The 23,251-nt window shown below is 70.9% G+C and carries 18 protein-coding genes; 11 read left to right on the top strand and 7 right to left on the bottom strand.

The window, feature by feature from the left end:
- Window positions 1–31 precede the first annotated feature (31 nt).
- The 3 genes from E0504_RS04535 to E0504_RS04525 form a co-directional block, all read right to left on the bottom strand.
- Complete coding sequence (locus E0504_RS04535; protein ID WP_112107207.1) at window positions 32–823, bottom strand: SAM-dependent methyltransferase; 792 nt, start codon at window positions 821–823, stop codon at window positions 32–34.
- Between the two features lie 108 nt (window positions 824–931).
- The gene (locus E0504_RS04530; protein ID WP_131622118.1) at window positions 932–2,083 is read right to left on the bottom strand and encodes a hypothetical protein; all 1,152 of its coding nucleotides are present in this window, start codon (window positions 2,081–2,083) and stop codon (window positions 932–934) included.
- A 347-nt stretch (window positions 2,084–2,430) separates the two neighbouring features.
- Window positions 2,431–4,239 (bottom strand): serine/threonine-protein kinase, encoded by a 1,809-nt coding sequence (locus E0504_RS04525; protein ID WP_112107211.1) that lies wholly within the window; start codon window positions 4,237–4,239, stop codon window positions 2,431–2,433.
- Window positions 4,240–4,754: 515 nt separating this feature from the next.
- Between E0504_RS04525 and E0504_RS04520 the strand changes: the two genes are divergently transcribed.
- The 9 genes from E0504_RS04520 (at window position 4,755) to E0504_RS04480 (ending at window position 15,797) form a co-directional block, all read left to right on the top strand.
- Window positions 4,755–5,471 (top strand): hypothetical protein, encoded by a 717-nt coding sequence (locus E0504_RS04520; protein ID WP_071062943.1) that lies wholly within the window; start codon window positions 4,755–4,757, stop codon window positions 5,469–5,471.
- Between the two features lie 105 nt (window positions 5,472–5,576).
- Window positions 5,577–6,692 (top strand): serine/threonine-protein kinase, encoded by a 1,116-nt coding sequence (locus E0504_RS04515; protein ID WP_071062945.1) that lies wholly within the window; start codon window positions 5,577–5,579, stop codon window positions 6,690–6,692.
- Window positions 6,668–8,410 (top strand): hypothetical protein, encoded by a 1,743-nt coding sequence (locus E0504_RS04510; protein ID WP_243657410.1) that lies wholly within the window; start codon window positions 6,668–6,670, stop codon window positions 8,408–8,410. Before E0504_RS04515 ends, E0504_RS04510 begins: the two co-directional genes overlap by 25 nt.
- Window positions 8,403–8,930, top strand: coding sequence for a hypothetical protein (locus E0504_RS04505; protein WP_071062949.1), 528 nt, complete (start codon window positions 8,403–8,405; stop codon window positions 8,928–8,930). Before E0504_RS04510 ends, E0504_RS04505 begins: the two co-directional genes overlap by 8 nt.
- Window positions 8,931–9,013: 83 nt before the next feature.
- Window positions 9,014–11,512, top strand: coding sequence for an Hsp70 family protein (locus E0504_RS04500; RefSeq protein WP_131622115.1), 2,499 nt, complete (start codon window positions 9,014–9,016; stop codon window positions 11,510–11,512).
- On the top strand, window positions 11,493–12,548 hold the full coding sequence (locus E0504_RS04495) for an OmpA family protein (RefSeq protein ID WP_131622113.1): 1,056 nt from the start codon (window positions 11,493–11,495) through the stop codon (window positions 12,546–12,548). Before E0504_RS04500 ends, E0504_RS04495 begins: the two co-directional genes overlap by 20 nt.
- Window positions 12,549–12,575: 27 nt before the next feature.
- Window positions 12,576–13,982 carry a tol-pal system YbgF family protein gene (locus tag E0504_RS04490; RefSeq protein WP_112107222.1) on the top strand — a complete coding sequence of 469 codons (1,407 nt, stop codon included), beginning with the start codon at window positions 12,576–12,578 and terminating at the stop codon, window positions 13,980–13,982.
- A gap of 231 nt (window positions 13,983–14,213) precedes the next feature.
- Window positions 14,214–15,062, top strand: coding sequence for an SAM-dependent methyltransferase (locus E0504_RS04485; RefSeq protein WP_131622111.1), 849 nt, complete (start codon window positions 14,214–14,216; stop codon window positions 15,060–15,062).
- 90 nt (window positions 15,063–15,152) lie between these two features.
- Window positions 15,153–15,797: a nitroreductase family protein gene (locus E0504_RS04480; protein WP_112107254.1), complete on the top strand. Its 645-nt coding sequence runs from the start codon at window positions 15,153–15,155 to the stop codon at window positions 15,795–15,797.
- A 54-nt stretch (window positions 15,798–15,851) separates the two neighbouring features.
- Here the strand turns inward: E0504_RS04480 and E0504_RS04475 are convergent, their stop codons facing one another.
- From E0504_RS04475 to E0504_RS04465, 3 genes are all read right to left on the bottom strand, one after another.
- A complete protein-coding gene (locus E0504_RS04475; protein WP_200835342.1) occupies window positions 15,852–17,156 on the bottom strand; it encodes an RNA polymerase sigma factor in 1,305 nt (434 codons plus the stop codon).
- A complete protein-coding gene (locus E0504_RS04470) occupies window positions 17,156–17,575 on the bottom strand; it encodes a YciI family protein (RefSeq protein ID WP_071062959.1) in 420 nt (139 codons plus the stop codon). The genes E0504_RS04475 and E0504_RS04470 overlap by 1 nt, the downstream gene beginning before the upstream one ends.
- Window positions 17,576–17,728: 153 nt before the next feature.
- Window positions 17,729–18,337, bottom strand: coding sequence for a TetR/AcrR family transcriptional regulator (locus E0504_RS04465; RefSeq protein ID WP_112107228.1), 609 nt, complete (start codon window positions 18,335–18,337; stop codon window positions 17,729–17,731).
- A gap of 82 nt (window positions 18,338–18,419) precedes the next feature.
- On the opposite strand from E0504_RS04465, the gene E0504_RS04460 reads away from it, so the two are divergent.
- Window positions 18,420–19,343 (top strand): TIGR03620 family F420-dependent LLM class oxidoreductase, encoded by a 924-nt coding sequence (locus E0504_RS04460; protein WP_131622109.1) that lies wholly within the window; start codon window positions 18,420–18,422, stop codon window positions 19,341–19,343.
- Between the two features lie 301 nt (window positions 19,344–19,644).
- A complete protein-coding gene (locus tag E0504_RS04450; RefSeq protein WP_131622105.1) occupies window positions 19,645–21,927 on the top strand; it encodes an MMPL family transporter in 2,283 nt (760 codons plus the stop codon).
- Between the two features lie 265 nt (window positions 21,928–22,192).
- Here E0504_RS04450 and E0504_RS04445 read toward each other — a convergent pair whose 3' ends face one another.
- On the bottom strand, window positions 22,193–23,155 hold the full coding sequence (locus tag E0504_RS04445) for an alpha/beta hydrolase (protein WP_373693863.1): 963 nt from the start codon (window positions 23,153–23,155) through the stop codon (window positions 22,193–22,195).
- Window positions 23,156–23,251: the final 96 nt, after the last annotated feature.

Genomic DNA, 23,251 nt, shown 5'->3' with positions numbered 1-23,251 from the left:
TCCGAGAATGTCTCCCCTTCTTTGATGGCGCTCACGCCTTGCGCGCGACACCGCAGAACGAGTCCAGCGCAGTGGGGGTGGTGCCCGGGGCGGGTCGCCAGAGCGGGGTCGAGATCAGGCCGGGCTCGAGCAGCTCGAGACCGTCGAAGTACCGGGCGATCTCCTGGGGCGTCCGGTTGTAGTACCCGTGCCCGCCGGATCCCTCGCTGAGGGCGTGGACCTCTCCGTCGGCGACGGTGCCGTCACTGAGCACGAGATGGCTTCCCGATGGCACGGCATCGAGAAACCGCCGCACGATCGCGTATGCCTCGTCGAGGTCGACCACATTCCCCATGATCCCCATGAGGATGAGCCCGACCGGGCGGCTGAAGTCCAGGGTCTCGGCCGCGCCCGCCAGGATGGTCTCGGGGTCGTGCACGTCGGCGTCGAGGTAGGCGGTGGCCCCTTCGGGGCTGCCCGTCAGCAGGGCGCGGGCGTGCGCCAGCACCAGCGGGTCGTTGTCGACGTACACGACGCGGGACCGCGGGTCGACCGACTGGGCGACCTCATGGGTGTTTCCGGTGACGGGCAGGCCGGTGCCGATGTCGAGGAACTGCCGGATGCCCACGTCGCCGGTCAGGTGGCGGACCGCACGACCGAGGAAGGCCCGGGAGGCCCGGGCGATCTCGACGATGTCCGGGTACAGCTCGACGTAGCGGTCTCCGTACTCGCTGTCGACCTCGAAGTAGTCCTTGCCGCCCAGCCAGTAGTTCCAGACCCGGGCCGACTGTGGCCTGCTGGTGTCGAACGTGGCTGGCGGGTGGTCGTCGGTGGGGCTGTTCACGGGGCGGCTCCCTGCGCGCGGTGGTCGCGGGCGTCGGCGGGCGGAATCCGCGGTGGTCCCGAACCCTGGTTCGGGACCACCGCGGATTCCTGGTTGGCTGCTTCTCGGCTACTTCAGGGAGATCGACCGGTCGAGGAACTCGTTGGTGGCCAGGTCCTTCGGGGCGAGGCCCGGCTTCAGCTTGTCGCCCTTGGCCTCGAAGACCGGGGTGAGGCGGCCGATCAGGGTCTGGACGCGCGCGGTGTCGAAGCTGCCCAGGACGCCGTCGCTGCCGTCGGCGATCAGGCCGAGGCTCTTCTGCTGGGCGTTGGTGTTCGCGAGCAGCTCGGGGGAGAGGGTGAACCCGCTGGTGTTCAGCGAGTCGAGGACCTTGAGCAGGAGCTGGTTGGTCGCCTCGGGATCGTTGATGTAGTCACGCTGCGCCTGCTGGAACAGTGGCACGAGCCTGCTGAGGCAGTCGCGGTTGGCCGCGAGCTTGTCCGGCCGGATGGAAAGCTGCGACCGGTAGACCGGGTAGTCCTTGTCGAGGAGCAGATACTTGACGGGCTTGTTCCACGCCTTGACGTCATGCTCGAGCTGGTAGGGCTCATAGGTCACGAACCCCTGCTGCACGATCTTACCGTCGGCCGCGACGAAGCGGTCCGGACTACCCTGGTAGGAGGTGTCGATCTGCGACTTGTTCAGCATGCCTTCCCGCTCGAACACCTCGGGGTAGGAGACCTGGCTCGCGGAGACCAGCACCGTCGCGCCTTCCCGGCCGATGTCGGCGACGCTGGTGAAGTTCCAGTCCGGGTTTCCCCACAGCAGGACCTGCGGGTTCTTCTCGTACACCGAGAAGACCGCCACCGACGGCGCCTTGGCCGAGTTCTGGATCGCCTCGTCCGTGCTGATGTCGCCGAGCAGGATGTCGTCGTCCTGGGCGAGTAGCGAGGAAGCCGGCTGGAAGCCCACCGCCGGGCCGCCGGCCCGGATCTCAAGCGTCACACCGGTTCCGCCGAGCTGGCCGGTGATGCGGCTGGAGTCCTTGTCGATGGTGGGGTTCGGCCCGAGGAGCTGGAAGAGGAACCCCTGGTCGGCGCCGGGCCACCATGGTTGTTGGACGGTGACGGTATCCGGGCAGCTCCCCTTCAGCGGAGTGCTGTACCGGGATGCGCCCACCGCTCCGGTTCCGGTTGGGGCCGGCCCGACCGACTGGTCGTCCGAGTCGGCGCACGCGGTTAGCCCGCATAGGAGGGCGACAGCACACACGCTCGTGGTCACGGAACGGCGACGGAATCCAGAAACTCGCACGGGGAAGGATGCTTCCAGACCCGCGAAATTGCCGCCGTGACGGGACCGGCCCACCCGTCGCGGTTTTCGTGGTCAAGATGTTCTGTAGTGCTGGTGTTGTCTGTATGGGATCAGGCGAAATTTGCCGCGTGTTGCCTGCCAGACGTGGGGAACTGGCTTTGACCTGGCCTTTTACCTGCTTCGTTCGTACTTGCCGACCGAGTGGTCAAGGATGGGGCGAACCTCGGATTGATCTGTCGTGACATCAGCGATCGGACGGTGGGGCCGGGACGGCGCTCGCCCGATGGCAGGCCGGCCGGACGGCGCGGCCCCGGGCACTACGCGCCGGCCGAATCCTGGTGGGTCCACCACTGCAGCGCCTCCTCGACGGCGAGGGCGTCGGGATGGTCGGCGCCGAGGATCCGGCGGCGGCCGGCCCGGACCTGCTCACCGAGAGCGCGAGCCTCCCGGTACCGACCGAGTTTGCCCAGGTAGACGGCAAGGTTGTAGGCGGAGGTGAGGGTGTCGGGGTGGTCGGGCCCCAGGACGCGGCGGCGCCGGGCGAAGGTGTCCTCGCCGAGATCGCGGGCGGCCCGGTGGTCACCGAGCGCGCTCAGCCGCACGGCCAGGTTGTACGCCGAGTTGAGGGTGTCGGGGTGGTCGGGTCCCAGCGTGCGGCGGCGCCGGACCAGGGTGTCCTCGCCGAGGTGGCGGGCGCTCTCGTGGTCGCCCAGCGCGTTGAGCAGGATGCCGAGGTCGGTCGCCGAGTCGAGGGTGTCCGGGTGGTCGGGTCCCAGCGCGCGGCGGCGCCGGGCGAGGGTGTCCTCGTACAGGTCGCGGGCCGCGGGCCGCTCGCCGAGCTCGACGAGGTCGACGGCGAGGTTGTGGGCCGAGGTGAGGGTGTCGGGGTGGTCGGGCCCCAGGGCGCGGCGGCGCCGGGCGAGGGTGTCCTCGTCGAGCCCGCGGGCGGCCCGATGGTCACCGCGCGCGCTCAGCCGCACGGCGAGGGCGTTGGCGGCCTCCAGTGTGTCGGGATGCTCGGGGCCGTGGGTCCGCCGAAGCCGGGCGAACACCTCCGCTGCGGATTCGGGGCCGCCCGGCCGCCTGCTCTCCGGCCGCTGCTGCGCGCCGCCGTCATCGAGAACGGCCCTCGGCCCGCCGGGGCCGGTCGCGGGCCGCGTGCGGACGGTCGACGCCTCCATGCGGACGGTCGTCGACTCGGGGGCATCGGGGGTGCGGCCGACCGGCGGCTCGGCGGCCGGCAGCCCCTCGGCAATGCGGCGGACGACGTCGTCGAGATGCAACGGCAGGCCGGCCCGGGCGATCCAGCCCGCGCCGAAGGCCGCGGCGGTGGCACGTGCGAGCGCCAACGCGAAGGCGGTGGCGTCCGACTGGCGGGCGGCCGGGTTCTTCTCCAACGCATGCAGCACCACCTCGGCGACCGGGGCGGCCACCCCCTCCATGGGTGGGGCGGGCTCGGTCAGCTGCCGGCGCCACAGAATGTGCAGCGGCAGCTTCGGGTCGAACGGCGGCCGGCCGGTCAGGAGCCGGTAGAGCACGATGCCCAGCGCGTAGAGATCGGTAGCCGGGACCAGCCGGCCGCCCTCGATCTGCTCGGGCGCCATGTAGACCGGCGTGCCGGCCACCTTGCTGGCGGTCGTCGCCGACCCCTCGAACAGCTTCGCGATGCCGAAGTCGCCGACCTTCACGGTCCCGTCCGCGGCGAACAGGATGTTGTCGGCCTTGACGTCGCGGTGCAGCACGTTGCGGGCGTGGGCATGGCTCAGCGCCGCGGACACCGCCAGGCCCACCGCGCACGCCTGTTCCGGCCTCATCCCGGCGCGCTGCCGGGTCAGCGTGCCACCGGCGAGCAGCTCCATCACCACCAGGCACAGGTCGTCGGCCTCGATGTAGTCGTAGACCCGGACCACATGTGGATGATCGAGCCCGCCCAGCAGCCGCGCCTCGGCGGCGAAGTCGATCCGCTCACCCTCGGCCGTCTGCGCCGGCATGACCTTGATCGCCGCCGGTCGGCGCATCCGCCGGTGCTCCGCCCTCAGTACCAGCCCGAACGCGCCCGCGCCCAACTGCTCACCGAGGACGTAGTTCGGCACCACCGCGGCCACCCGCGCCCGGTCGACGATCATCAGCAGTCCCGGCGGCCCGGCCGACCTGCTGACCGCCGCATCATCACGGTCTGTGTCACCACGACCTGTGTCATCACGGTTAGTGTCATCACGATCTGGATCATCACGATGAAACCAGCTTAACGATTGCCCCGGGATCCCGGACCACTACGGATCGCCCCGCTCCGGCGTCTCGGCCCGGTGGCCCCTCCTGCCAATCCCGGCGTATGTCGGCTTCACGCGGCTCGGTGCCGGTGATGGCGGTCGTTGGTCGTCGTCAGCCTCTGTCGGGTTTCCCGCGCCCGGAGGCTCCGGGCTGCCAGGAACGCCGCCGACCTGCGGCGTTGCGGATTCCTGGTGATGGTGGGTGGGAACGAGGGCGCCACCCGGTCCTGATCTGGTCACCGCCGCGAATCCGCCCTAAAATGGGCCCGGCTCGGAAGATCATGTCGGTCGGCACTGTCCGGGCGCATGGCCGGCCGATTGATTGTCCCCACATTCATCTGTGACAGGCAGCGTAGAAAAAGGGGCTGTGGGTGGGCAACCACGGTACGGGCCGCTCGCCGGGCCCGGTCGTCGTGCTGGAGTACTGCGGGCGGCGGTGGCACGTCGCCCGCGATGAGGAGATCACCGTCGGGCGCAGCAGCGCCTGTGCCATCAAGCTTCCCGACGACACCTACCTGTCGCGGCACATGGCCTCGTTGCGGGTTCTGGACGACTGCGTCCTGGTGTACAACAAGTCGCAGTCGAAGCCGTTCTGCCTGCGCCCGCCCGCCGGCGAGGACAGAATCGTCGAGCCCGGGGCGGCGATGACCTCGCTGCCGTTCCCCAGGTTCGGCATCGTCGCGGCCCGCCGCGGCGGAGCGACCGTCACCGTGCAGGTCGACGCCTCCGCCGTCACCCATGACCGGCAGTCGCTCGGCCATACGACGCTCTCCGAGAGCAGGGCGACCATCAGCCAGCCGGTCCAGCTCAGCCCCGCACAGCTCGACATCATCATCGAGCTGTGCCGGCCACTGCTGACGAAGTCCGGGTCCGACGCCCGGCCGGCCACCTACAAGGAGATCGGCGAGCGGCTGGGCCGCGGCCCGAACTACGTGCGCAACGTCATCTCGGACGTCCGCCGCGAGCTGAGTGACCGCGACGAGCCCGGCCTGGCCGACTGGGAGGACCTGGCCCGCTGGATGATCCTCAACCGCCTGATCACCGAGCGGGACGTCCGGAGGTCCCGGCGACCAGGCGCCGGGGTGTAGCGCTCAACTACCCGGCTGGATGTCTTTCGCCTAGGTTCTGATCCGGCGGCCGGAGCCGGCTCGCGAGAACAAAAACCTGGAGTTGGGCTGCCGGAGGTCTCACCTATGGTCCTGTTACGCGAGGGGCAGGTAGTCCGGGATACCTACAAGGTCGACCGGCTGCTGGGCGAGGGGGCTTTTGCCGAGGTCTACCGGGTCGAGCACCGCTATCTTGGCCGGCAGGCGATGAAGGTCTTCCGTCAGGTGGGAATGTCCGCGGAACAGGTGCGCGACGCACTCGGCGAGGCTATGCTGCTGTCCGGCATGGGGCACCCCAACGTCATCCGTGTGTTCGAGGCGAACACCGTCGAGACGGCCGGTGGGGTGTACGCGTACTTCACCATGGAATACGTGGCCGGTGGAACCCTGCACAGTTTCTGGTCGTCGTACGGCACCACGTTCGTCCCCATCCCGACCGTGGTGGACATCCTGCGGCAGATAACGCGCGGCCTGGCGGTCGCGCATCGGGAGTCCCCGCCGATCGTCCACCGTGACATCACTCCGCAGAACATTCTGGTCGGCTACAGCGGGGCCGGTCTGCAGGTGCGGATCAGCGATTTCGGTCTCGCCAGGAAGGTCAGTGCCCTGACCCTGCTGGCGAGCTCCCAGGGAACCATCGCCTTCATGGCGCCGGAGACCCTGCTCCACCCGCATCTCGCGTCGGTTCCGGGCGATGTCTGGGCGCTGGGCGCGGTGCTCTACCTGCTGCTGACCGACCGGCTGCCCTACCCGCAGCGCTCAGGCGGCGACCCGATCACCGCCGCCTGGAACACGGGCACGCTCGTACCGCCCAGCGAGATCCGGTACTCCGTGGACGAAGCACTGGACGGAATCGTCGCCCGGGCGCTGTCCTACGCCCCGGCGAAACGCTATCCGTCGGCCGTCGAGATGCTCGCCGACCTGGAGGCGTGGGAGCCAGGTAGGTCCGTGCCGCCGAGCCCGCCCGAGCGGGAACCCGGGCCGGCCGGGGAGATCGCCGCGGGCAAGAACGCGCTCGGCCGGTCGTCCCCCGCGGACGAGGCCGCGGCCGTGCGGATGGCCCGCCAGGCGGTCACCGTCGCCACCGGCGGCCAGTACGACCGGGCCGCCGACCTGATGGAGGAGGCATGCAACAAGTGGCCCGGGCTGCGTGACCAGTACGCGTCACGGATCCGGCTGTGGCGCAAGGGGGTGACGATGTGACGGCCCAGGACAGCGACGCCGACGCCCTGCCGCGGGTGTCCGCGCGGATCTACCGGCAGAACGCCTTCCGGGTGACAGGCCTGCCGCTCTCGTCCACCGGACGGGACATCCGGCGGAAGGCCGACATGCTCGCCGTGATCGAGAAGACCGGCGGGCAGATACCGACCTCGGACATCCTGCCGCTGCGGCCGGCTCCGTCCGCCGGGGATGTCCGGGCCGCTCTCGACCGGCTGGGTGACCCGCGTCAGCGGCTGGTCGACGAGTTCTTCTGGTTCTGGCCGGCCGAGTCCGGCGCCGCGCGGGACGAGGGGATCGCAGCCCTGGCCGCGGGCGACCCGGACGGCGCGCTCCGGCACTGGACCGCGGCGGCCGTCTCCGGCACGGGCGCCGCGCCCGGTGACGCGGATACACCCGGCGACGCGGATACGTCCGGGGAGCCGGCTGCGCCCAGCGAGCCGGCTGCGCCCAGCGAGCCGGCTGCGCCCAGCGAGCCGGCTGCGCCCAGCGAGCCGGTCGCGCCCAGCGAGCCGGTCGCGGCCGGGGACGCCGCGAGCGCGGTTCACAACATCGCGGTGCTCGAGCACCTGCGGGCCCTCGAGGTCGAGATGGGCGCCGAGGGCGAACAGCCCGACTGGGTGTCGGTCTATCGCCGCTGGGGCCACGTCCTGCATGACGACCGGGTCTGGGACAGCCTGGTGGCGCGCATCAGGCGTACCGCCGACGCCCGGCTCGACGTGGGCCTCGCGCGGAGGATCCGCGCGGCGCTGCCGGGCGCGCTGCTGTCCATCGGTGCCGAGATCGTTGTCGCCGCCATCGGGGACGGAGACGACGACCGGGCCGAACGGCAGTTGACGGCGATGCGGGCCGCCCAGCTCGGGGACGGCGCCCGCGAGGCACTCGGCACCGCCCTGCGTGCCGCCGGCGAACCCTGGGCCGACCAGGTCGGTGAGCTGTGCGAGGAGGCCGTCCGGCTCGCCACCGACACCCGGGCGGCGGGCCTGGACCAGGCCGCGCACATCCTCGACCACTCCGCGGGGCCGCTGGCGCGGCTTGACCGGATGCTGGCGCCCGACGATTCGACGCGGGTGCGCACGCACGACAAGGTCGCCCTCGACGCGCTGCGCTGCCTGCTCCTCTTCGACCAGGCCCGGGACACCTCGGACGCCTCCGCGGCCCGCGACCACCCGCGGATGATCGAGGTGATCACCCGGGCCGAGCGGGCGGCGGCGTCCGAGGCCGTCCGCGGCCGGCTGGCCGAGAACCGGGAAATTCTCGACAAGGCCTCCGTACGCCTGACCTGCTGGATCTGTCATGAGAAGCCGGCCGACCCCGGTGCGGCGATCACGAGATGGATGCACGGCGACGTGGTCCGGGCTGTGCGCGAGCTGCGTTGGAACAAGGTGGAGGTCACCGTGCCGCGTTGCCGGTCCTGTCAGCGTGGTGAGAGGGGCCGGGGCTGGCTGGCCGCGCTGCGGTGCGCGCTGTACTTCGTGGTCGCGATCAGCCTGCCCACCATGCTGTTCACCAGCGCCGGCGGCGGATACATCTTCCTGGCCGTGCTGGTCGCGTTCTTCGCGCTCATCGTGGATCTGAATGTCGTCGTCGGTTCCGCCGGGCGAAGACAACGAGAACACATCGACTTGTTCCCACCGATCGTGGAACTACGCGAAAAGGGATGGCGGAACGGGGAACGGCCGCTGGGAGTCGGCGGTGCTTGAGATCCCGCGCCAGTGGCGCCATCCCCGTGAGTTCCGCATCGCCCGGCCCGCGACGCCCGAGGAATGGGCCGCGGCACTGCTGCGAGCCGTCGCGAGATCCGAGCCCGTCCCGGCGCCCGACGATCAGCCGGTGAACCCGGCTCCGGCGGGGACGCTGGCCCAGCCGGCGGTGGCCGAGCTCGCGACCGGGCTGTGGCGACTGCGCCGCCGCCTTTCCGGCCCGGCGCCGAGCCCCGGCGCGCGCGACGGCGGCGGGGCGGCGGATCTCCGCCGGGCGCGGCGCCAGTTCGAATCGCTCTGGAGCACCCTCGCCGCGGCCGGCGTCGAGATTCAGGAGCACGACCACACCCGGTACGACTCCGGTCTCGATCTGCAGGTCCTGGAGTTCCAGCAGACCGAGGGCCTGACCGACGAGACCGTCCTGGAGACCCTGCGGCCGAGCGTCTACCTGCACGGACTGCGCGTCCAGACCGGCGAGGTCGTCGTCGGCGTCCCCGTGACCCGGGACGAGGACGGCTGATCCGACCCGCATCCGCCCGGCCCGCTCGTGGGCCCCTGACACCGGCACCGCGCGACCCGCCCCACCGGGCAGCAGGAGGAACGATGGCGCGATCGACGATGGACTTCGGTATCGACCTTGGCACCACCAACAGTGCGATCGCGGTCCTGGACGGCACCGAGGCCCGCATCGTCAAGAACGCGTTCCAGCACGACACGACCCCGTCCGCGGTCTACGCCGACCGCAACGGCCGGATCCACGTCGGTGAACGCGCCCGGGAACGGGTCGAATCCGATCCGGCGAACGCCGCCGCCGAGTTCAAGCTCAAGATGGGGCTACGTGACCAGGCGACGACATTCGCCAACAGTGGCCTTTCGATGAGCCCGGAGGAACTGTCCGCGCACGTGCTACGGGCACTCAAGGCGAACGTCAACAGGCAGCTCGGGGAGGATATCCGCGCCGCGGTCATCACCGTCCCGGCCGCTTTCGAGCTGAACCAGACCGACGCCACCCGGCGGGCCGCCGAGGCCGCCGGCCTCGGACTGTCTCCGCTGCTCCAGGAACCGACCGCGGCCGCCCTCGCCTACAGCTTCCAGCGCGACGAGGACAACATCTACCGGCTGGTCTTCGACCTGGGCGGCGGAACCTTCGACGCCTCGGTCGTGCACATCCGGGACGGCGAGTTCGACATCGTCAACCACCGCGGTGACAACTTCCTCGGCGGGAAGCTCATCGACTGGGCGATCGTCGAGGAGCTGCTGATGCCCGCGCTGCTCCGGCAGTACTCCCTGCCCGGCTTCGGACGGGGCGAGCCCACCTGGGCGCAGGCGATCGCGAAGCTGAAGGCCGCCGCCGAGAACGCCAAGATCGAGCTGTCCTCCGCTGACTCGGCGCTCATCGACATCAGCGACCCCCCGTTGTGCACCGACCCCCGGGGCAACCCGGTGGAGTTCGTCCACGAGCTGTTCGCCGCTGACGTCGACAAGCTGACCGAGCCCTTCGTCGCCCGCGCGATCAACATCTGCCAGGCCGCGCTCCGGGAGAGCCAGCTCGCGCCGGAGAAGATCGACCGGGTACTGCTCGTCGGCGGGCCCACCCTCATGCCCCATCTGCGGCGACGGCTGCGCGAGGGCCTCGGCATCGAGCTGGACGTCAGTCAGGACCCGATGACCGTCGTGGCCCGCGGCGCGGCGATCTTCGCCGGGACTCAGCGGCTGCCGGCGGAACCGGTGCGCGCCGACGTCTCCTACACCGTGGACCTCGAGTACAAGCCGATCGGCGCCGACCCGGAGCCGGTGGTCGGCGGGGTGGTGCAGGGCCCGGCGGACCGGAACCTGGAGGGGTTCACCGTCGAGTTCGTCAACGGGCAGGCCCGCCCGCTGTGGCGCAGCGGGCAGATCATCCTGCCGGCGGCCGGCTCGTTCATCACCACGCTGCGGGCCGAGCCCGGGCTGCGCAACACCTACGAGATCGTCCTGGAGGACCCGACGGGCACCCGCGAGCGGATCCAGCCCGCGGAGCTGACCTACACCCTCGGCGTGGTCGCCCCCGCCGCCACCCTCACCCACTCGATCGGGGTGGCGCTGGCCGGCAACGAGGTCGCCTGGCTGCTGGAGAAGGGCACCCGGATTCCCGCCAGGGCCCGCGAGATCCTGCGCAGCACCGTGCGGCTCACCCGCGGCCAGTCCGGCGGCCTGCTGCGGATCCCGATCCTGGAGGGGGAGCACCCCCGGGCCGACCGCAACCGGCAGGTCGGCGCGTTGGAGATCCTCGCCGACCAGGTGGCCCGGGACATCCCGAAGAACAGCGAGATCGAGGTGGAGATCCAGATCGACGCCTCCCGGCTGGTCACCACCAAGGCCTACGTACCGATTCTCGACGAGGAGTTCGAGGCGTTCCACGACCTGACCACCGAGACCGCCGCCGACCCGGTCAAGCTGCGCCGGGACCTGACAGCCGAGCAGGAGCGGTACGACGCCCTGCGCGCCGACGCGGAGCGGACGTCCGACCCGGCCGCGCTCGCCCTGCTCGGCGAGCTGGAGGACGAGCGGGCGCTCGGCCAGCTCGAGAACGACGTGTCCTCCACCGAACACGGGGACGCGGACGCGGCGGGCACCGCCGGCAAGCGGATGCTCGACCTGCGGGCCAAGCTCGACGCCGTCGAGGAGGCACTGGAGTGGCCCTCGCTGGTCGAGTGGGCGAACCGGGTGCTGCGCGACGCGCCGGGCATCATCGACGAGTACGGCGACGCCCAGGACCGGCGCCGGTACGAGGTCCTCGCCGCCGACGTCCGCCGGGCACTGGCCGGTCGCGACGCCGCGCACCTGCGCACCCTCGTCGACGAGCTGACCGGTCACCTGGCGATGGTGGTCGACCGCAAGACGGGCGCCGTCGTGATGGCCCACTTCTCCCAGCTCGTCGAACAACGGCCCGAGCTGCGCGACCAGGCTCTGGCCGCCCGCCTGATCGCGGAGGGCCGGCGCGCCGTCGACAGCAACGACATCGAGCGGCTGCGCACGGTGAACCGGCAGCTGTTCGACCTGCTTCCGTCCGAGGGCACGCCAGAGCGGCAGGAGGGGAGCAGTGTCCGGCGATCCCTGTGACGTCGGCACCCGCCACCGCCGGGCCGGAATCGGCTCCCTGGGCCGCACCGGGCCGCCGGATCTGGCCGTGCCGGCCGAGCCGGTGACCGAGCCCGGCCCGCCGCCGGCCGCGGCGGGGCCCGGTGACACCGCCCGGGCCGTGCTCGTCGGCGAGGTCGTCCGCGGGCAGGCCGCCGTGCTGGCCCGCTCCGGCCGGTACGAGGACGCCGCGCGCCTGCTCGCGGAGCTGGCCGCCGGGCGCGAACACACTGCCGCGGAGCACGACCTGCTCGCCCGGATCCGGGCGCAGCAGGGCCGGTTCGACGACGCCGAGCGGCACTGGCGGGCCGCACTGGCCCTGGACGGCAACCTGGCGGGGGCGGCGGCGGGTCTGCGCCGCCTGGAACGGCTGCGCACCCGCGGCGGCGGCATCGCCCGGGGCGGCGCGGCCGCCGCCCTTCTCGTCGCGCTCGCCTTCGGTGGCGGCTGGTGGCTCGGCCACGACCGCGCCGAGCCGGCGGCGTCGACCGCCACCGCATCAGCCCCCGCGGCGCCCGCGGCCTCCGTGTCGGCGCCCGCGGCCCCCGCTCCGGCTCCGGCCAGGCCGGGGGATCTGACGGCGGACCTGGCCGCGCGCCTCGCCGGCCCGGACGTCACGATCACCAGGGCCGGCGGGCAGGCGGTCGTGGTCTTCCGCAACGCGTTGTTCGCCACGCACGACACACCCACCCCCGAAGGCCGCGCGGCGCTCACCGCGCTGGGTGCCCGGCTCGCGGCCGCGCCCGGGGTCGCCGTCGAGGTCGTAGGCCACAGCGACAATCTCCCGGTCCGCCCGGGCGGACCCTTCCCCGACAACACCGCGCTGAGCCTGGCCCGCGCCGCGTCCGCCGCGGAGATCCTGCGCGCGGCCGGCGTCCCGGCCGCGGCCCTCACGATCTCCGCGGCCGGCGACGCCCTCGCCCCCTACGCCGGCGAGCCCGCCGGCGATCCCACCGGAGACGCCGCCGGCGATCTCCGAAACCGAACGGTGACCCTCCGCGTGGCGCCGCCCGCCTGACGCGACGGCGACCAGGAAGGACAACCCATGACGCAGGGCGAGCCGACGCCGAAGCCGGCGGCCCGGTCCCACGACCCGCTGGCCGTCGCCGTCGCCAACGCCTCACTGTTCGGCGGCGGCTACCTGATGCTGGGCCGGGGACAGCTCGCCGTCGTCGTCCTCCTGATCACCGTCGAGCTACTGATCATCTTTGCCTCGGTCGCGCAGACGCTGTGGTTCGGGCTCGTCGTGCTCGCGTGGTGGGTGGCCGTCATCGTGCACGGCTGGTACCTGGCCGGGGGACGGCCGCACCGGGGCCGGATCCGACCGTTCCGGTCGAGGCGGCAGTGGGTCATCGCCGTCGCCTGCGTGCTCCCGGTGCTGCTGGCCTTCGGTCTTCTCCGGTTCGACGTCGCGCGGATCGAGGGGGACGTCGCGCAGGCCCGCCGTGCCGGCGACTGCCCGCGGGTGGAATCAGCCGTGGGACGGGTGTCGCCCGCCCATCGCATGGTCGACGTCTCCCCGGGCGCCGACGGCGAGGGCATGGCCGAGGCGTGCGGGCTGCTGCGGACGGCCGTCGGCCCGCTCGACGCCGGACTGGCCGGCGACACGAAAGCGCTGGACCAGGGCTTCCAGCAGCTGACCACCGTGCTCACGGAGCTGCCCGGCAACGAGGGCCTGGTCGAGGCGGCCCTGGACCGGTTCCTCGACGGCCTGCCGACCGAGGATCCCTGCATCACCGTGCGGATCGCCACCTGGCTCGCCGAGCGGCCGTCCGATGGCGGCGAGCTGGACCGCGCCCGCCGGGCCGTCCCGCGGATAGCGCCCGCGGCGCTGGCCGACTGCGGCAGCCGTCTGCTGGCGGCCGCGGACTGGGAGCACGCGCGGGCGAGCTACCAGCAGCTGCTCGACGAGTACCCCGACCACGAGCTCGCGCCCGCGGCCCGGGAGGGGGTGCGGCAGGCCGCCCAGAAGATCGAGGAGGCGAGGATCGCCCACGAGCGGGCGGTCGAGCTGGCGAACCTGCGGAATCTGCTGCGGCCGTCGGGTTCCGCTCAACCGAGGTACTGCGCCGCTCCGGTACCGTTCTCCGCCGCTCCCGCCGGGCCGAATCGAGCACTGACAGTCGGCGACACGCAATACACCAGCAAGCTCCCCGCCGAGTGGAAGACCGATGACGTCGCCACTGCCACGCGGGTTCTCTGCGTCGGCGCGTCCGAACTCGGAGCAGCGGTCGAGACCTGCCGATACACCAGCGGGAACGTGACGTTTCACCGGGTGGCGATACCCGTCCGCGTTTACGAGTTACGGACCGGACAGCTCCTGGCCGACACCAGAGTGGAGATCGGCGGGACCAGCTGCCCGTATCTGGTCTACGGCTACAGTCCGACGAGGTCCGTCACCCCCTCCGACTCCCAGGTGCAGGCAGCCTTCCGACCACTGATCAGCCCCTGACCGGCGGAGCCGGCACCTGATCTCACCGGCTGTCACGAGGTCCGCGGCCCCGGGTCGGCAGCGTGTCCGGGCCGATCCGGTGGCGGACGCCACTCGTGCCCGCTGCGACGCTCCGCGGACGAAACACCATAATTCGGTGACAGAACTTCCGTGCTCCGCCCTGGCGCCCGCGTCCGTCGCAGGTCATCGGCTTGTCGGCGGGGGCGGCACCAGTGACGCCGAGGGGTGGGCATGACCGACGATCCGACAGGTGGCCATCAGTGGAAGACCCTGATGGACCGGCTGGACCCCGTCGAGCTCAGAACGGACGTCCCGCACGCGGCGAGGATGTACGACTATTTCCTCGGCGGAAAGGACAATTTCCCGGCCGATCGGGAGGCGGCGGAACAGACCATCGCCGTCTTCCCGAACTCCCGGATCGTCGTCCGGCAGAACCGGACGTTCATGACCCGGGCGACCCGTCATCTCACCGGTGAGCTGGGCATCCGCCAGTTCCTGGACATCGGCACGGGCATCCCGACCTCGCCGAACCTGCACGAGGTCGCCCAGGAGATCGCGCCGGAGACCAGGGTCGTCTACACCGACAACGACCCGATCGTCCTCGCCCACGCCCGTGCCCTGCTCACCAGCACCCCCGAGGGCCGCACGTCCTACCTGCACTCCGACGTGCGCGACATCGACCACATCCTCGGCGCCCAGGAGCTGAAGGAGACCCTCGACCTCACCCGGCCGGTCGCCCTCTCCCTCATCGCGGTCTTCCACTTCATCCCCGACTCCGACGACCCGTACGGCATCATCCGGCGTCTCGTCGACGCCCTGCCGTCCGGCAGCTACGTCGCGCTCACCCATCTGACGGCCGACTTCGACCCGGCGATGCTGGCGGTGCAGGAGACCTACCTGAGCCGCGGTGTCCCCATGCACCTGCGTGACCGCGCGCAGGTCGAGCGGTTCTTCGACGGGCTGGAGCTGCTCGAACCGGGCCTGCAGGTCGTCCACCGCTGGCGGCCGGACGGCGCGGTGCCCGCCGACCTGACCGACGCCGCGGTCAGCATCTACGGCGGCCTCGCCTACAAGGCGTGACGTCCCACGCCCCCGTCCGGTGATTCCGGGAAGCCGGGTGAGGAGCCCGTGGCGGCCCCCGCCGGCGGCCGGCAGTGGGAGGATGACCCGGTGGCCGTACCTGAGCTGACCCCAGAGGAACTGCTGACCACGACCCGCAGCGTCCGCAAGCGGCTGGACCTGGACCGCCCGGTCGCACCCGAACTGATCGAGGAGTGCCTGCGGATCGCGCTGCAGGCGCCGAGCGGCTCGAACCGGCAGGGCTGGCACTGGATCGTGGTGACCGACCCCGAGCTGCGCGCCGGCATCGCCGGGTACTACCGGAAGGGCGCGACCGCCTACCTGGCCGCCGGCGGGGCGTCCGCCGCGGGGTACGAGGGCGAGCGCGCGGCGACGCAGGCCCGGGTCAGCGACTCGGCCCGCTACCTCGCCGAGAACATGCACCGGGTTCCCGTCCTGCTGATCCCCTGCCTCGAGGGTGACGTCACGCAGATCCCGCCGCAGGTCCAGGCCGGGTTCTGGGGTTCCCTGCTGCCCGCCGTCTGGAGCTTCATGCTCGCCGCCCGCCTGCGCGGCCTCGGCACCGCGTGGACGTCGCTGCACCTCGGTTACTCGCGAGAGGTCGCCGAGCTGCTCGGCATCCCGCCCGGGTACAGCCAGGGGGCGCTGATCCCGGTCGCCCACACCATCGGCACGACGTTCCGCCCGGCCGCGCGGGAGCCGTTGGAGACCGTCCTGCACCGCGACCGGTGGTGATCCCGGCGACCTGGTGGTGATCCCGGCGATCCGGCGCTGAACCCGGCGAGGGCGTCACGCCAGCGCGGCTGCCTTGCGCAGGAGCACCGAACGCTCGCGGACGTTGCGGCACAGCCGCGCGGCGAGTTCCAGCTCGGCCCGGGCCTCGGACGTCCGGCCGAGCCGGGAGAGCAGCTCGCCGCGCACGCTCGGGAGCAGGTGCGAGCCCGACAACCGGCCGGCGGCGACGAGATCGTCCACGATGGACAGCGCCTCCCGCGGCCCGGCCGCCATCGCCACGGCGACGGCGCGGTTGAGCTCGACGACGGGGGAGGGAGCCACCCGGCCGAGCGCCTCGTAGAGGAGCACGATCCGCTCCCAGTCGGTCTCCGCCACCGAGGGTGCCGACGCGTGGCAGGCAGCGATCGCCGCCTGCAGGCCGTACGGCCCGAGGCCGTGCCCGAGCGACGCGGCCCGGCCGATCGCGGCCACGCCGCGGCGGATCGCCGACCTGTCCCACCGCCGCCGGTCCTGGTCCTCCAGGAGCACCGCCTCGCCGTCGGGCCCGGTGCGCGCCGCGAAGCGCGCGGCCGTCAGCTCGCACAGGGCGAGCAGCCCGTGCGCCTCCGGCTCGTCGGGCAACAGCGCGGCCAGCGTCCGTCCCAGCCGGATCGCCTCGTAGGCCAGATCGGGCCGCAGCAGGTCGTCACCGGACGTCGCCGTCGAACCCTCGGTGAAGATCACGTAAAGCACACTCAGGACGTCGGAGAGCCGCCCGCGCCGTTCCGCCGCCGGCGGCAGCTCGAACGCCACCCGGGCCGCGGCGAGGGTCTTCTTCGCCCGCGTGATCCGCGCCTGGATCGTCGGCACGGGCACCAGGAACGCCCGGGCGATCTCCTCGCTGGACAATCCGCCGACCGCTCGCAGGGTCAACGCCACCCGGGCCTCGGCCGACAGCACCGGATGACACGCCACGAACATCAGCGCCAGGATGTCGTCGTCGATCCGGTCGGGGTCCCACGGCAGATCGTCCGACCGGGCCGCCGGGGCCAGGCCGCCCGAGACGGCCTCACCCTCGGCGAGCTGCCCGGCGACCATGGCGTACCGCTCGTCGAGCGCCGCCCGGCGGCGGAAACTGTCGACGGCGCGCCGTCGCGCGGTCGTCAGGAGCCAGCCCACCGGGTTCGCCGGCTCGCCGTCCCGTGACCAGGAGACGAGCGCCTCGGCCACCGCCTCCTGGGCGACGTCCTCGGCGAGCGCGAAGTCGCCGGTGTAGCGGGCGAGTGCGCCGACGATCCGGGCGGACTCGATCCGCCAGACGGCCTCGACGGCCCGCCGCGCCGGCTCGGCGCTCGGCGGGCCGCCGGTGCCCGCGGGCATCAGAGCTGGCCGGTCCGCTCGCGCCACGCCCGCTCCCTGACGACCCACTCGTTGTCCTGCGGGAACTCGTCGATGCCCGGCACGCGGCGGATCTCGCACTTCGAACCGTTGATCGCGGGCATCCGCTTCGCCCACTCGACAGCCTCCTCCTTCGAGGCGACCTCGATGATGTAGAAGCCGCCGAACAGCTCCTTGGTCTCGCCGTACGGACCGTCGGTGACCACCGGCGTCTCACTGCTGTAGTCGACCACCACGCCCTGGGACGGGTCGTCCAGCCCCTCGGCGGCGACGAGCACACCAGCCCGGATCAACTCCTCGTTGAAGCGGCCCACGACCTCGAGCATCTCCTCGAAAGGCGTGTCCATCATCTTCGCGAGGGACTCGTCCGTGCCACGCATGATCAGCATGTACTTCGCCATCATCGATCTCCCTTTCCCGAGGTCGCCGTTCGACCCTCTCACCACCAGGTCGAACGGCCCCGCCGCGGATCGACACGGCCAGCCGGCATTTTTCGTGGCCTCCTGTGGACCGGCACCGTCGTCCTGCGTGAACCTGATCAGAGGCGTCCCGGCCTATGCGACGGGCCCTGTCCGGTGGACGGCGTCCAGGACGAGCGTGAGTAGCCGGTCGGCCTGGTCGGCGTCGCCGTCGCGGGCGGTCGCCAGCGCGATGCCGACGACGATCTGGATCAGATCATCCGGGCTCAGGTCGGGGCGGGCGGTCCCCGTCCGCTGGGCGCGGCCCAGAAGGTCGGCCGCGGCGGCGGTGATTGTCTGATGGCAGTCGGCGGCCGTCTCGGGTCCCTCGGTCATGAACGCGCCGGCCAGGCCCTGGTTGACACGTGCGTGGACGAGGAACAGGTGCAGCCAGGCCGCCAGCGCCTCGTCGGTGGAGAGGGCGGCTGACAGCTCCGCCGCCTGTCTGCGAAGTGTCTCGATCCGGTCGGCGAGAACGGCGCTGAGCAGCGCGGCCCGGGTCGGGAAGTGCCGGTAGAGGGTTCCCTGCCCGACCCCGGCCCGGCGGGCGATCTCGACAAGAGACGCGTCGGGTCCGGCCTCGTCGAACGCCTCGCGGGCGACCACGAGCAGGCGCTCCCGGTTGCGCCGGGCGTCGGTGCGTGGGGGGCGCTCTGCGGGCGCTCGTCCAACCACTGCCGGCCTTCTCCTCTCACGTGCCCACATGGACAACCGGACATCGTGTCCGTATCGTAGCCGGACCGAACCGGACAGCCTGTCCGGATGATGAGAGGCTCGAAGGAGCACGGTGACAGAGGACCTGGGACACCCGCTCGGCCACGTCGGTGTCTGGACGTTCGCCTTCGACGGCCAGCCCTCCAGCCGGGTGCGGGAGGCCGCAGCGGAGATCGAGGAACTGGGCTACGGCGCGATCTGGTACGGCGAGGGATTCGGTCGGGACGCGGTGAGCCAGGCGTGGCTGCTGCTGTCGGCCACCCGGCGGGTCACCGTCGCGTCCGGCATCGCGAACATCTCGTTCCGTGACCCGATCGCCCTGGCGGGCGCGGCCCGCGCGCTCGGCGAGACGTTCCCGGGACGCTACCTTCTCGGCCTCGGGGGACACCGGGTTGACGACACCACCCACCTGCTGGACGGATACCCCGTACCGGGCCTGGGTCGAGCCGTGTCGACCATGGGTGCCTACCTGGCGGCCATGGACGCCGTCCCCGCCCACAGCCCGTCGCCGCGGCCGGCCGTGCGCCGGGTGCTGGCCGCGCTCGGCCCGAAGATGCTGTCGCTGGCGGCCGAACGGACATGGGGGGCACACCCGTACTTCGTGCCCGTCGAACACACCCGGCGGGCCCGCGAGATCATGGGTCCCGAGGCGTTCCTCGGGGTCGAGCAGGCCGTCGTCCTGGACACCGATGTCGACCGGGCCCGCCAGGTCGCCGCGGCGCACGTCGCCGGCTACGTCTCCGCGGCACCCCACCAGGAGGCGAACATGCGGCGGTTGGGCTTCGGTGATGACGACCTCGTCGGCGGCCCGAGCCGCCGGCTGGTCGACGCGATCGTCGCCTACGGCGACGCCGGGACAATCCGGGACCGGGTACGCCAGCACCTCCACGCCGGCGCCAACCACGTCTGTGTCCAGGTCCTCACCGTCGACCCGACCGTGCTGCCAGACCGTGAATGGCGTGAGCTCGCCCCAGCCCTGCGCGACGCCGCCCCATGAGGCACCGCTGGTCCCGGTGCGTCGAAACACATCCGCGGAGGGTCACCAGGCTTGCAGCTCGCAGACACGGGCGGTCGCCGTGCCGAGCACGTGCCGAGCACGGAGCCTCCACAGGTCCGCCGTTCGGGATGACGTGCCGGCTGCCGAGTAGCAGGCCGACTACGGACAGGGCCCCTGCCGGCGCCACCCAAATCGCAGGCCACGGCTGTCTGGAAGTATGTGCGAGAAGCTGAGATCGACTCGGACTTGATCGTTGATGCCAGGACGTTCGCCGGCTACCCGACATCGAGCAGGAGAATTGATGAAACGGATCGCTGAACTCGCTGTCCGTCGCCGATGGTTCGTCGTCGCCGGCTGGATTGTCTTCATCGTCGCGGTGCAGGGGATCGCCGGGGCGATGGGCGGGGCCTCGTACAAGGACACGTTCAGCCTCCCGCACACCGAGACCGCGTCCGTCGCGAAGCTCCTCGAGGATGCCGGCCTGAACAATCAGAACGGCGCCCCGGGCACGGTTGTGATCAAGAGCGAGAGTGGAACGCTCACCCAGCCGCCCGCGAAGCTGAAGCCGGCCCTGGCCGAGGTGTGCGCTTCAGGCAACCACGTGGCGCTGATCGCGTCGCCGTGGGAGTCGATCGACTGCGCGAAGAGCGATGTCGCAGCTCCGGGAAACCCGCAGCTGCTCAACACCGCGCGCGGCTCCACCACGGCCCTGGTCACCATCACCTGGGAGAACGACTACTACGACGCCGAGCTGTTCAAGAACGTTTTTGATCAGCTGAAGACGCTGCGCAGCGATTCGCTGCAGGTCGAGTTCACCGGTAACGCCTTCACCGGCATCGGGCAGAGCGACGGCTCGGGCTCGTCGGTGTTCATCGGATTCGCGGCCGCCCTCATCATCCTGGCGTTGGTCTTCCGCACCGTGGCCGCCACGGTGCTGCCGCTGGCCAGCGCGGTGGCCGCGCTCGTCAGCGGCCTCGGCGTGATCTACATCCTCAGCCACGCCATCAACGTCTCCAACATCACCCCGTACCTGGCCGAGCTGATGGTGATCGGCGTCGGCGTCGACTACGCGCTGTTCATCCTCACGCGGCATCGCCGCAACCTGCGGCGCGGCATGCCCGTCGCGGATTCGATCGTGAACGCGCTCAACACCTCCGGCCGGGCGGTGCTGTTCGCCGGTACGACCGTGTGCATCGCCATCCTCGGCCTGATCGCGCTCGGGGTGAGCTTCTTCAACGGTATGGCGGTGGCGACCGCGCTCGCGGTCGGCTTCACCATGATTGCCTCGCTGACGCTGCTGCCCGCATTGCTGGCCATCTTCGGCCTGAAGGTGCTGCCCCGCCGGCAGCGGGCGGCGGTGCGGGCCGGTGAGTTCATCGATGACCGTCCGGTGGGGGGCTGGGCCCGGTGGTCGCGGTTCGTCGCTGGGCGCCCCGCCGTCGGCGCGATCGTCTCGGGCGCGATCATGGTCGCGATCGCGCTGCCGTTCTTCTCGATGGAGCTGGGCGCCAGCGATCAGGGCAGCGACCCGAAGAGCTCCACGACCCGCGACGGTTACGACCTGATCGCCTCCGATTTCGGCGTCGGCTACAACTCCGCTCTGGAAGCCGTTGTGAGCGGCCCGGGCGCCTCGGACCAGGCCTACCTGCAGCGCGTGGCAAAGACGCTGTCCGCTGTCCCGGGCATCGACCCGGGCAGCCTGGGCACGGTTCCGCTCGCTGAGAACGTCGCCTTCGTGACGTTCAAGACGACCACGTCACCGCAGTCGGAGAAGACCTACGAGCTGGTCCGGCACCTGCGCTCGACCACCCTGCCGCCGCTGTACGACGGCACGGCCAACCACATCTACACATACGGTGACACGGCGATCAACGTCGACTTCGCCGCGGTGCTCGCCCGGAAGATGCCGCTGTTCATCGCGGTCGTGGTCGGCCTGTCGTTCGTCCTGCTGCTCATCGCGTTCCGGAGCCTGGTCATCCCGCTGACCGCCGCGGTGATGAACCTGCTGGCAGCGGCCGGTTCGTTCGGTCTGGTTGTGGCGATCTTCCAGTACGGCTGGCTCTCCGACAGCATGGGCGCCGGACCAGGCGGACCGATCGACGCCTGGATCCCGGTCATGCTGTTCGCCATCCTGTTCGGCCTGTCGATGGACTACCAGGTGTTCCTGGTCAGTCGCATGCATGAGGAATGGGTACACACCCGCGACAACAAGCGATCGGTGACCATCGGGCAGGGCGAGACCGGCGGCATCATCACCGCCGCCGCCATCATCATGATTGCCGTCTTCCTCGGCTTCGTGGTCAGCCCGGGCCGGCCGATCAAGATCTTCGGTACCGGCCTCGCCGCCGCCGTGTTCATCGACGCTTTCGTTCTCAGGACAATGCTCGTACCGTCGCTGATGCACCTTGTCGGCAAGGCCAACTGGTACCTCCCGAAATGGCTGGACCGCATCACTCCGCGAGTCTCGGTCGAACCAGCCGACGAGGCCGTCCCCCACAGTGTGGGCACCGGCTCCTTCGAGGTCGACCGGCCTGAAGACGAGGTCGACCGGCCCGAAGGCGAGCGGGAGCTGGCCCGCTCCTGAGACGGGTCAGCACCGTCAAATGAGGCTGCCGCACTTGTCGCGATCAGGGGTTTCGCGATTTCAACGCGGTTAATGGTGCCGGCGGCGGTGACACCGCCGCCGGCACCAGGAGCGCCCGCCGTGGCGGTGCCTGTGACGAGCGCTGAAACGGGCGATCCCTCTTCGGTATCCGGCAGCAGTGTCCGGAACTCCTGTCGAAATTAAGGCCGCAAGCCTGTCCTCCGGCCATGTCGCGGAAACCTGGAGGTTCCTAAAGGCTGTTGGCCTAGGTGGCGTGGCTACGGGCACGACTGAGGACTCGGGCCAACCAGCGTTCGCGGGCTACGAGAGTGTCTACGGCGAGCGGGGCGTTGGGCGCGCAGTCCTCATAGCCGTGAAATCCGCCGGGCCAGACATGGATCTCCGCATCGCCGCCGCACGCCCAGATCGTTGAGGCAAAGGCAACGTCCTCGTCGCGGAAGAGATCGACGGTGCCGACGTCGATGAAGGTTGGAGGGAGCCCGGACAGGTCGGTCGCTCGGCCGGGCGCAGCGTAGATGGATACATTGTCGGTGCCGGCACGATCCCCCAGCAGCATACGCCACCCGGTCTCGTTACTGGTACGGCTCCAGGGGAGTACGCCGGTCATGTGGGCTGAGGCAGTGTGCATCCGGTCGTCGAGCATCGGGCACGACAACAGCAATCCGGCGATGCTCGGCCCGCCGTTGTCCCGCATGCGAAGTGCTGTGCCAGCAGCAATGCCACCGCCGGCGCTGCCGCCAGCGAGGACGAGCGTACTGGCGTCGATCCCGAGTTCGTCAGCATGATCAAAGGTCCAGAGCAGAGCGGCGTAGCAGTCGTCCACGGGCGCGGGGTCGGGATACTCAGGAGCGAGCCGATATTCGACGGAAACAACGACGGCGGCGGTCGCCATCGCAAGCCGAAGCGCCGGAACAATCCCGAAACGGTCGCCAGTGACCATTCCGCCACCATGAATCCAGAAAATTCCCGGGCCAGTGTCGCCGTGATCAATGGGTGTGAAAACAGAGATGGTGATCTCTGATTCTGGCCCTGGGATCGTGTGCTCCTCCTCGGTAAAGGGGAATGCTTCGAGTAGCATTTCGCGGCTCGGCATTTTGTGGGCACGCGCTTTGGGAATGATGTCTTCGGTGATGTCTATCCTTCCGGCTGCTCCACCGAAGTACTTGTCGAGAATAAGTCGCCACGCGGCCGCGCATTCCTCATCCATGACTGGCGTCGAATGATCCAAAGTGCCCACCTCGCCCTGTATGTCACGTCGCTAGCGCGTGATAGTGACTCGGAAGCGACGTTACCATTGCGGTAC

The organism is Parafrankia sp. BMG5.11, from assembly GCF_004337455.1.
This window is presented reverse-complemented; position numbering and strand designations above follow the sequence as displayed.

Excerpts from the sequence above, each read along its gene's own strand:
- E0504_RS04525 (WP_112107211.1), bottom strand. The coding sequence starts at position 4,239 with ATGATCGTCGACCGGGCGCGGGTGGCCGCGGTGGTGCCGAACTACGTC.
- E0504_RS04515 (WP_071062945.1), top strand. The coding sequence starts at position 5,577 with ATGGTCCTGTTACGCGAGGGGCAGGTAGTCCGGGATACCTACAAGGTC.
- E0504_RS04500 (WP_131622115.1), top strand. The coding sequence starts at position 9,014 with ATGGCGCGATCGACGATGGACTTCGGTATCGACCTTGGCACCACCAAC.
- E0504_RS04490 (WP_112107222.1), top strand. The coding sequence starts at position 12,576 with ATGACGCAGGGCGAGCCGACGCCGAAGCCGGCGGCCCGGTCCCACGAC.
- E0504_RS04485 (WP_131622111.1), top strand. The coding sequence starts at position 14,214 with ATGACCGACGATCCGACAGGTGGCCATCAGTGGAAGACCCTGATGGAC.
- E0504_RS04475 (WP_200835342.1), bottom strand. The coding sequence starts at position 17,156 with ATGCCCGCGGGCACCGGCGGCCCGCCGAGCGCCGAGCCGGCGCGGCGG.
- E0504_RS04470 (WP_071062959.1), bottom strand. The coding sequence starts at position 17,575 with ATGGCGAAGTACATGCTGATCATGCGTGGCACGGACGAGTCCCTCGCG.
- E0504_RS04465 (WP_112107228.1), bottom strand. The coding sequence starts at position 18,337 with ATGTGGGCACGTGAGAGGAGAAGGCCGGCAGTGGTTGGACGAGCGCCC.
- E0504_RS04450 (WP_131622105.1), top strand. The coding sequence starts at position 19,645 with ATGAAACGGATCGCTGAACTCGCTGTCCGTCGCCGATGGTTCGTCGTC.
- E0504_RS04445 (WP_373693863.1), bottom strand. The coding sequence starts at position 23,155 with ATGGATGAGGAATGCGCGGCCGCGTGGCGACTTATTCTCGACAAGTAC.